A 7,939-nucleotide genomic window follows, 5' to 3' on the forward strand; every position below is an offset into this window, starting at 1 on the left:
CGAAGGCCCTCGGGGGCGGGGGCCTTCGCGTCAGCCTGCCCGGCCCCGGTCAGCCGAAGGCGGGCGCGTTGCGCTCGTAGACCAGCCGCAGGCCGATCAGGGTGAGCCAGGGCTCGTGGTCGTCGATGGCCTCGGCCTCGCCGAGGACGATCGGGGCCAGGCCGCCCGTGGCGATGACGCGGACGTCGTCCGGGACGCCGTTCGGGCCGGCCAGCTCCTTGGCCATCCGGTTCACGATCCCGTCGACCTGGCCCGCGAACCCGTAGACCACGCCCGACTGCATCGCCTCGACCGTGGACTTGCCGATGACGTTGCGCGGGCGGGCCAGCTCGATCTTGCGGAGCTGGGCGCCTCGGACGCCGAGGGCCTCCATGGAGATCTCGATGCCCGGGGAGATCACCCCGCCGACGTACTCGCCCTTGGCGGAGACCGCGTCGAAGGTGGTGGCCGTACCGAAGTCGACGACGATCGCGGGACCGCCGTAGAGCTCGGCGGCGGCGACCGCATTGACGATGCGGTCCGCGCCGACCTCCTTCGGGTTGTCCATCAGGATCGGTACGCCCGTCTTGGTGCCGGGCTCCACGATCACCGCCGGAACGTCGCCGTAGTACCGGCGGGTGACCTCGCGCAGCTCGTGCAGGACGGCCGGCACCGTGGAGCAGATCGCGATGCCGTGGATGCCGTCGCCCAGTTCGCTGCCGAGCATCGGGTGCATGCCCATCAGGCCCTGCATCAGCACGGCCATCTCGTCGGCCGTGCGGCGCGGGTCGGTCGAGACGCGCCAGTGCTCGACGATCTCGTCACCGTCGAACAGGCCAAGGACCGTATGGGAGTTGCCCACGTCGATGGTGAGGAGCATCGGCTACACCGCCTCGCGCAGATCGAGGCCGATGTCCAGGATCGGGGAGGAGTGGGTGAGCCCGCCGACGGCGAGGTAGTCGACGCCCGTCTCGGCGTAGGCGCGGGCGTTGTGCATGGTGAGGCGGCCCGAGGACTCCAGGACCGCGCGGCCGTGGACCAGCGCCACCGCTTCCTCGGTCTCGATGGGCGTGAAGTTGTCGAGCAGGATCAGGTCCGCGCCCGCGTCCAGGGCCTCGCGGACCTGCTGGAGGGTGTCCACCTCCACCTCGATGGGGAGGTCGGGGAACTGCTCGCGCACGGCCTTGAACGCCTCGCGGACCCCGCCCGCGGCGATCACGTGGTTGTCCTTCACCAGCGCCGCGTCCGAGAGCGACATCCGGTGGTTGACGCCGCCGCCGCAGCGGACCGCGTACTTCTCCAGGCAGCGCAGGCCCGGGGTGGTCTTGCGGGTGTCGCGGACCTTGGCCTTGGTGCCCTCCAGCTCGTCGGCCCAGGCGCGGGTGGCCGTGGCGATGCCGGACATCAGGCAGAGCAGGTTCAGCGCGCTGCGCTCGCCGGTGAGCAGGTCGCGGGTGCGGGCCCGTACGGAGAGCAGCACCTGGCCGGCCTCGACGGGGTCGCCGTCCTCGACGTGCCGCTCGACCTCGAACGTGTCGGTGCAGACCACGGAGAGGACGGCCTCGGCGACGCGCAGGCCGGCGACCGTGCCGGCCTCGCGCGCGGTGAAGTCGGCGGTGGCGACGGCGTCCTCGGGGACGGTGGCGACGGTGGTGACGTCGACCCCGCCGTCGAGGTCCTCGGAGATCGCCATGTGCGCGATGTCCTCGACCTCGATCGGGTCCAGGCCGGCGTCCACGAGCAGCTGGGCGAGCGCCGGGTCCAGGCCGGTCTCCTCGCCCTCGCCGCAGGCGCAGTCGTCGCCGCAGCCGCCGCCCTCGCTCTGGTCGAGGAGCGGGAGCTCGTCGTGTTCGTGGGTGGTGTGGTCGTGCTCGTGCGTGCTCACGGTTACCGCTCCAGGCTGTCGGTGCTGCGGGTGCTGTTGCTGTTGCTGGTGCTGTTGCTGTTGCTGGCGTCGCTGCTGTCGCTGTCGTCGCTGCTCAAGGGGATCCGTACGGACGGGAAGTCCGCCGAGTCCGTGGGGGTGACGACCAGGGCCCGCCGCTCGGTGTCCGACAGCCGGACGACCAGGTGGCGCCGCCAGTCGGCGTCGTCCCGGTCGGGGTGGTCCTCGCGCCAGTGGCAGCCGCGGGTCTCCGCGCGCCGCTGGGCGGCGGCGACCAGCACCCGGGCCACGCACAGGAGGTTGGTGGCCTCCCAGGTCTCGGTGCCGGGGACGGCCGTCTTGCCCCGGGTCTCCAGCTCCGTCAGCGCCGTCGCGTACAGGGCTTCGAGCGCGGCGGCGGCCCGGCTCAGCGACTCGGCGGAGCGGAGCACGCCCGCGCCGTCGGTCATGATGCGCTGGATCTCGTAGCGCGCCTCGGCGGGCTGGAGGGGGCCGGTGGCCGGGACGGGGATGCCGGGGCCGTTGCCCACGGGCGGGTTCCCGATGATGTCGTCGGCGATGCGCTCGGCGAAGACCAGGCCCTCCAGCAGGGAATTGGAGGCCAGCCGGTTCGCTCCGTGCACGCCGGTGCAGGCGACCTCGCCGCAGGCGTACAGCCCGGGGACGGTGGTGCGGCCGTGCAGGTCGGTCCGTACGCCGCCGGAGGCGTAGTGCGCGGCCGGGGCGACGGGGATCGGTTCGGTGACCGGGTCGATGCCGTGCGAGCGGCAGGCGGCGAGGATGGTCGGGAAGCGCTGCTCCCACATCTCGGCGCCGAAGTGCCGGGCGTCCAGGTACATGTGCTGGGTGCCCTGCTCCTGCATGCGGCGCATGATGCCCTTGGCGACGATGTCGCGGGGGGCGAGCTCGGCGAGCTCGTGCTGGCCGTTCATGAAGCGGACCCCGTCCGCGTCGACGAGGTGCGCGCCCTCGCCGCGGACGGCCTCCGACACCAGGGGCTGCTGGCCCTCGGCGTCGGCGCCGAGGAAGAGCACGGTGGGGTGGAACTGGACGAATTCGAGGTCGGAGACCTCGGCTCCGGCGCGCAGCGCGAGGGCCACCCCGTCGCCGGTGGAGACCGACGGGTTGGTGGTCGCGGAGAAGACCTGGCCCATGCCGCCGGTCGCGAGGATCACGGCGGGCGCGTGGACGGCGCCGACCCCGTCGTGCTGGCCCTCGCCCATGACGTGCAGGGTGACGCCCGCGGTACGGCCCTCGGCGTCCAGGAGCAGGTCCAGGACCAGGGCGTTCTCGACGGTCTCGATGCCGGCGTCCTGGACGGCCTCGACGAGCGCCCGGGAGATCTCGGCGCCGGTCGCGTCCCCGCCGGCGTGCGCGATGCGGCGGCGGTGGTGGCCGCCCTCGCGGGTCAGCTCGATCTCGCCGGTCTCGGCGGAGGTGTCGAAGACGGCGCCGGTCGCGATGAGGCGGCGTACGGCGTCGGGGCCCTCGGTGACCAGGAGCCGGACGGCGGCCTCGTCGCACAGGCCGGCGCCCGCGACCAGGGTGTCGTCGAGGTGCTGCTCGGGGGTGTCCCCGTCGCCGAGGGCGGCGGCGATGCCGCCCTGGGCCCAGCGGGTGGAACCGTCGTCGAGCCGGGCCTTGGTGACCACGACGGTACGGCGGCCCGCGGCGGCGCAGCGCAGCGCGGCGGTCAGTCCGGCGACTCCGGATCCGACGACCACGACATCGGCGTCGACGGACCAGCCGGGCGCCGGGGCGTGGAGCCGTATGCCGGTGCTGGTGCCCGCAGTCGCGGGGCCTCTGCCTGGGGTGCTCACGGTTGTGCTCCGAACTCCAATGGGATGTTGTCGATCAGCCGGGTCGCGCCCACCTTCGCGGCGACGGCCAGCACGGCCTGACCGGTGAAGCCGTGGCCGGCCTCGGTGAAGTCCTGGGGGTCCACCAGCGCCAGGTAGTCCAGTACGAGCGGCGGATCGTGGCGGCCCGCCTCCTCCAGGACGTGCCGCGCGGCGGCCCGTACGGCGTCCGGCAGCCCGGCGCCCGCCGCCGCGACGGCGTGCGCGTCGGCGGAGGCGCGGATCTCGCCGAGCCGGGCCAGGCCGGTGGCCCGCTCGTCGCCGTTCGGCGCTGCCTGCGCCTCGGCGCGGGCGCGCAGCGCGGCCTGCGCGGCGAGGCGGTCGCGGCCGGCGAACAGGGCGCGGGACAGGGCGAGGGCGGTGCCGCGTTCCTTGGCGGAGAGGTAGCGGTTGCGGGAGGACAGCGCGAGCCCGTCCGTCTCGCGGACGGTCGGTACGCCGACCACCTCCATGGGGAAGTTCAGGTCGGTCACCATGCGCCGGATGAGGGCCAGTTGCTGCGCGTCCTTCTGGCCGAAGAAGGCCAGGTCGGGGCGGGTGAGGTGGAGCAGCTTGGCGACGACGGTCAGCATGCCGTCGAAGTGGCCGGGGCGGGTGGCGCCTTCGAGGCGGCCTCCCATCGGGCCGGCGGTGATCCGGACCTGGGGGTCGCCGCCGGGGTAGACCTCGTCGACGGCCGGGGCGAACACGGCGTCGGCGCCGGCCTCTTCGGCGAGGGCCAGGTCGGCGTCGAGGGTGCGGGGGTAGCGGTCGAGGTCCTCGTTGGCCCCGAACTGGAGGGGGTTGACGAAGACCGTGACCACGACCTGGCCGGTGGGGCCGACGTGCGCGCGGGCGGTGCGGACCAGGGTGGCGTGGCCCTCGTGGAGGGCGCCCATGGTCATGACGACGGCGCGGCGGCCGGCGGTGGCCTCGGCGGCGGCGCGGGGCAGGCGGTGCAGTGCGTCTGCGGTGTCGAGGAGGATCACCGGTCGCCGCCTTCGGGGTCGGTTCCGTGGGGCCGGTCGAGGCCGCCGGGGCCGCCGGGGTTCAGGACCTCCTCGGCCAGTACCCCGAGGAGGTCCTCGGCGAGCTCCGGCTTGAGCAGTCCCTGTGCGAGGGCCCGGTCGGCGGTCGCACGGGCCATCGCGAGGTACCCGGCGACCGTGCCCGGGGCGTGCTTGCGCAGCTCCGAGACGTGCGCGGCGACGGTACCGGCGTCACCGCGGGCCACCGGGCCGGTCAGGGCGGCGTCACCGGAGCGCAGGGCGTTGTCCAGGGCCGCGCCGAGGAGCGGGCCGAGCATCCGGTTCGGGTGTTCGACGCCCGCCTTGCCCAGCAGTTCCATCGACTGGGCGACCAGGGTGACCAGGTGGTTCGCGCCGAGGGCGAGGGCCGCGTGGTAGAGCGGGCGGTTCACCTCGGCGATCCACTCGGGCTCCCCGCCCATCTCGATGACCAGGGCCTCGGCGGCGAGCCGCAGCTCGTCGGGGGCGGTCACCCCGAAGGAGCAGCCCGCGAGGCGCTGCACGTCGACCTCGGTGCCGGTGAAGGTCATCGCGGGGTGCAGGGCCAGCGGGAGCGCGCCCGCGCGGCGCGCGGGGTCCAGCACGGAGACCCCGTACCGCCCGGAGGTGTGGACGAGGAGCTGTCCGGGGCGGACCGCGCCGGTCTCGGCGAGGCCCTCCACCAGGGACGGCAGGGCGTCGTCGGGGACGGTCAGCAGGACGAGGTCGGAAGCCTGGAGGACCTGCGCGGGGGACACCACCGGCACGCCGGGCAGCATGCGCTCGGCCCTGCGGCGCGAGGCGTCGGAGACGCCGGACACGGCGACGGGCCGGTGCCCGGTCTGCTGCAGGGCACGGGCCAGCGCGGGGCCGACCCGGCCGGCTCCGACGACACCGACGGAGAGCCGGGCGGGGCGCTCCGCCTGGGGGGCTGTGTTCACGCGGGGGAGGCCTTCCGTTCCGTTCCGGTCCGCGGGGGGTACCGGACGATACGTCGCCATGCTAGCCCCTGGTGTGTGGGCCGGTCGGCGATGATCGGGGGATGAACCAGCACACGGAGCGGACGGCGGCCGCGGCCGCGGCGGAACGGGTCGCGGGGGCGGAGCCGGGCCCGGGGGCGGGAACGGGGACAGACCCGGCCGGGCACTCGGAGCAGGCCGCGGGCGCGGGGGCCGGGGCCGGCAGGAGCACAGGCACTGAACGGATCGCGGAACCGGACGCGGCGGCCGAACGGACCGCAGGTCCGACCCCGGCCCCACAGCGGGGCACGGACCCGCAAGGGAACCGCGCGGCCGGGCGAGTGACGGCCCCGCCCGAGACCACCGAACCGGACGCGGAGCGCCTCCCGGACGAGGCGGGGGCGCGGGCTGCGGACCAGGTGAGGGCGGCGAGCGCGCACGCGGACGCGGACCCGGTGACGGAACAGTGCGCGGCCGCAGACCAAGTTGCGGCGCAAGCCGCGGGTGCGGACGAGACCACCGAACCGAACTCGGAGCGCGTCCCGGACGCGGCCGGGGCGCCGGGCCGGGACGACGTGGCGGCGCGGGCTGCGGACCAGGTGACGGCGGCGAGCGCGCACGCGGACGCAGACCAGGTGACGGAACAGCGCGCGGCCACGCCCGAGACCACCGAACCGGACGCGGAGCGGGTCCCGGGCGAGGCGGGGGCGCCGGACGGGGACGACGTGGCGGCGCGGGCCGCGGAGGACGTGGCGGCGCGGATGGTGGTCGCCGGGCGGGCGGCATCGCGGAAGCTGTCGGGCAGTCTGCGGGAGGCCACGCTCGGGGAACTGCTGGCGGAGCTGGGCGGGCTGGCCCCGGACGCCGACGAGCCGGCCGACATCTACGGCAACGGCGTCGTGGAGCGGCTGGAGCGGCGGGTCGCGGAGCTGCTCGGCACCGAGGACGCGGCCTTCTTCCCGACCGGAACCATGGCCCAGCAGATCGCGCTGCGCTGCTGGGCCGGACGGACCGGGAACCCGGTGGTCGCCCTGCACCCGATGAGCCATCCGGAGCGGTGGGAGGGCGGCGCGCTGTCCGTCGTCTCGGGGCTGCGGACCGTCCACCCGACGGGCGAACCGCGCCAGCCGACCGCGTCCGAGCTCGCCGAGCTGCCGGAGCCGTTCGGGACGCTGATGCTGGAGCTTCCGCTGCGGGACGCGGGCTTCCTGCTCCCGACCTGGGAGGAGCTGTCGGCCCTGGTGGACACCGCCCGGGAACGGGACGCGGTGGTCCACTTCGACGGGGCCCGGCTGTGGGAGTCGACGGTCCACTTCGGCCGGTCGCTGCCGGAGATCGCGGCGCTGGCGGACTCCGTTTACGTCTCCTTCTACAAGTCCCTCGGTGGCCTCAGCGGGGCCGCCCTCGCCGGATCCGCGTCACTCGTGGCGGAGTCGAAGGTCTGGCGGCACCGGTACGGGGGCCAGATCTTCCGCCAGTTCCCGGCCGCGCTGTCCGCCCTGGCCGGGCTGGAACGGGAGCTGCCGGCGCTGCCCGCCTACGTGGCCAAGGCGCGGACGGTGGCATCCGCCCTGTCCTCGGCGCTCGCGGCGGCTCCGGAGGTCCCCTGGTTCCGGGTCCACCCGGAGGTTCCGCACACCCACCAGTTCCAGGTGTGGCTCCCCTACGACGCGGACCGCCTCACGGAGGCGGGCGTCCGCCTGGCGGAGGAGACGGGCACGGTCCTCTTCCGCCGCTGGTCCCCCGACGGCCCGCCGGGCCTGTCGGTGACGGAGGTCGAAGTCACCCGCCCGGGCCTGTCCTGGACGGAGCCCGAAGTCGCCACGGCGGTAGCCGCCTTCGTGGCCCGCCTGTAGCCCGGGGCGCTGGGAATGCCACCGGGCTCTGCCCGGACCCGGTCCTCAAACGCCGGACGGGCTGGGAAGGGGTCCCGGGCTGCGCCCGGACCCCCTGGGGCTCCGCCCCAGACCCCGGTCCTCAAACGCCGGACGGCTGAAAAGCCAAACCCCGGCGGCTGAAGAGACCCACCTCCGAACGGCTACAGAGACCCCCCTCGGGCGGCTGAAGAGACCCAACGCCGGACGGCTGTAGAGCCCCAAGCCACCGGGGAAGTGACCTAGACCGCCACCAGGGCTGTCTTTCGCCCGGCCGGGGCTCGTCCGCGCAGGGGACGGGGGCGGGGTGGGGTGTCGGCCTGGACGTAAAGCGTGATTTGTGGCGCACAAGAAGCCCGCCACTGTCGAAGTCGAGCAGAGGGCGCCTAAATCATGG

At 74.7% G+C, this 7,939-nt stretch carries 6 protein-coding genes; 1 reads left to right on the forward strand and 5 read right to left on the reverse strand.

The window, feature by feature from the left end:
• Window positions 1–49 precede the first annotated feature (49 nt).
• The 5 genes from AC061S_RS43850 to AC061S_RS43870 are packed head-to-tail and all read right to left on the reverse strand — an operon-like array spanning window position 50 to window position 5,710.
• Window positions 50–859: a type III pantothenate kinase gene (locus tag AC061S_RS43850; RefSeq protein ID WP_356514714.1), complete on the reverse strand. Its 810-nt coding sequence runs from the start codon at window positions 857–859 to the stop codon at window positions 50–52.
• A 3-nt stretch (window positions 860–862) separates the two neighbouring features.
• Window positions 863–1,864 carry a carboxylating nicotinate-nucleotide diphosphorylase gene (gene nadC / locus AC061S_RS43855; RefSeq protein WP_478691477.1) on the reverse strand — a complete coding sequence of 334 codons (1,002 nt, stop codon included), beginning with the start codon at window positions 1,862–1,864 and terminating at the stop codon, window positions 863–865.
• 2 nt (window positions 1,865–1,866) lie between these two features.
• Window positions 1,867–3,684, reverse strand: a complete 1,818-nt coding sequence (locus AC061S_RS43860; protein ID WP_478691478.1) for an L-aspartate oxidase — start codon at window positions 3,682–3,684, stop codon at window positions 1,867–1,869.
• The gene (panC, locus tag AC061S_RS43865) at window positions 3,681–4,691 is read right to left on the reverse strand and encodes a pantoate--beta-alanine ligase (protein ID WP_478691479.1); all 1,011 of its coding nucleotides are present in this window, start codon (window positions 4,689–4,691) and stop codon (window positions 3,681–3,683) included. The genes AC061S_RS43860 and panC overlap by 4 nt, the downstream gene beginning before the upstream one ends.
• Window positions 4,688–5,710 (reverse strand): Rossmann-like and DUF2520 domain-containing protein, encoded by a 1,023-nt coding sequence (locus AC061S_RS43870; RefSeq protein ID WP_478691480.1) that lies wholly within the window; start codon window positions 5,708–5,710, stop codon window positions 4,688–4,690. The genes panC and AC061S_RS43870 overlap by 4 nt, the downstream gene beginning before the upstream one ends.
• 719 nt (window positions 5,711–6,429) lie before the next feature.
• Between AC061S_RS43870 and AC061S_RS43875 the strand changes: the two genes are divergently transcribed.
• Window positions 6,430–7,524 (forward strand): threonine aldolase family protein, encoded by a 1,095-nt coding sequence (locus AC061S_RS43875; protein WP_478691481.1) that lies wholly within the window; start codon window positions 6,430–6,432, stop codon window positions 7,522–7,524.
• The last annotated feature ends 415 nt before the right edge of the window (window positions 7,525–7,939 follow it).

This window comes from Streptomyces sp. CA189 (assembly GCF_056428985.1).

Excerpts from the sequence above, each read along its gene's own strand:
- AC061S_RS43850 (WP_356514714.1), bottom strand. The coding sequence starts at position 859 with ATGCTCCTCACCATCGACGTGGGCAACTCCCATACGGTCCTTGGCCTG.
- AC061S_RS43870 (WP_478691480.1), bottom strand. The coding sequence starts at position 5,710 with ATGGCGACGTATCGTCCGGTACCCCCCGCGGACCGGAACGGAACGGAA.
- AC061S_RS43875 (WP_478691481.1), top strand. The coding sequence starts at position 6,430 with ATGGTGGTCGCCGGGCGGGCGGCATCGCGGAAGCTGTCGGGCAGTCTG.